Source organism: Ideonella sp. B508-1, assembly GCF_000333615.1.
Taxonomy (GTDB): Bacteria; Pseudomonadota; Gammaproteobacteria; order Burkholderiales; family Burkholderiaceae_C; genus Ideonella.
The window spans coordinates 1-1,478 of the sequence record NZ_BADL01000394.1 but is presented as its reverse complement, the minus strand read 5'-3'; the positions used below and the strand labels follow the sequence as shown (position 1 = coordinate 1,478).

Genomic DNA, 1,478 nt, shown 5'->3' with positions numbered 1-1,478 from the left:
GGCGCCTGAGCCGGCCGAACAGCTGCTCGTTGAGCAGCGATGCGATCTCGGCGCCGACGCCGAACTTGCGGACGGCTTCATGCACGATCACCGCGCGGCCGGTCTTCGAGACCGAGGCGAGGATCGTGGCTTCGTCGAGCGGCGAGATGGTGCGCAGGTCGATCACTTCGACCTGGATGCCCTCCTGGGCGACCTTCTCGGCGACCGCCACACAGTCCTGCACGGTCCGGCTGTAGCTGATCAGCGTCACGTCGGCACCGGCTCGCAGGATGTTGGCCCGGCCCAGCGGAATGCGCTGCCCCAGCACCGGCGGCGCGCCGGGGTTCCAGTAGCTCGGCATGTTCTCGATGAACAGGCATGGGTCGTCGTCGAAAATGCAGGACAGCATCAGGCCGTAGGCGTCGGCCGGCGACGAAGGCGCCACCACCTTGATGCCGGGCGTGTGGGCGAACCAAGCCTCGAGGTAGTCGGCGTGCTGGCCGCCCGTGCCGAAGCCGGCGCCGGTCATGGTCCGGATGGTCAGCGGCACATGCGTCTGCCCGCCCGACATGTAGCGCAGCTTCGCGGCGTGGTTGACGATCATGTCCATCGCCACGGTCGTGAAGTTCATCAGCATGATCTCGGCGACCGGACGCATGCCCACGATGGCGGCACCGATCGCCGCGCCGATGATGGCCTGCTCCGAGATCGGCGTCGAACGCACGCGCTCCGTGCCGAACTTGCTGGACAGCCCCTTGGTCACGCCGACGATGCCGCCCTCCTGGCCGTCGGCGATGTCCTCGCCGAGCAGGAAGACGTTCGGGTCCTGCGTCATCGCGTCGGCCAGCGCGAGGTTGACCGCCTGGATGGTGTTCATCGGCTTGACGTTCTGAAGCACATTGGTCGTCGTGCTCATTTACTGCACCTCCGCGGCAAGAACATCCGTATGGAGTTCGGACAGGTCGGGCACCGGGCTCTCGAGCGCGAACTTCACCGCCTCCTCGATCTCGCGGTCGATCGTGGACTCGATGTCTGCCAGCTCGCCCTCGGCAACGCCCCCTTCGATCAGCCAGCTGCGGAACAAGGGCACCGGATCGCGCGCCATCGCGGCAGCCTTCTCCCCGGGCGCCATGTAGGCGTCGGCGTCGCCGAAGACGTGCCCGTGGAAACGAAAGGTCTTGGCTTCGATGAGGGTCGGGCCCTCGCCGGCACGCGCGCGAGCAACCGCCTTGCGGGCCACCGCGTAAACGGCGAGCGGATCGTTGCCGTCGACCGTGACGCCCGGCATCTGGTAGCCCTGTGCGCGGTCCGAGATCTGCTTGGCCGAGGTAGACAACTCGTAGCGGGTGTGTTCGCCGTAGCCGTTGTTCTGACACACGAACAGCACCGGCAGCTTCCAGACCGCGGCCATGTTCATCGCCTCGTGAAAGGCACCGATGTTGGATGCGCCGTCGCCGAAATAGGCGACGGCCACACGGTTCTCGCCGCGCAGCTGCCGC

The 1,478-nt window shown here is 66.9% G+C and carries 2 protein-coding genes; both read right to left on the bottom strand.

Going from position 1 to position 1,478, the window contains the following annotated elements:
* On the bottom strand, positions 1-895 hold an 895-nt coding region (locus I73_RS16375; protein ID WP_022981608.1), incomplete at its 3' end, for an alpha-ketoacid dehydrogenase subunit beta.
* Positions 896-1,478 (bottom strand): thiamine pyrophosphate-dependent dehydrogenase E1 component subunit alpha (locus I73_RS16370; RefSeq protein WP_022981607.1); only part of this gene is annotated, 583 nt, incomplete at its 5' end. It abuts the gene before it with no gap.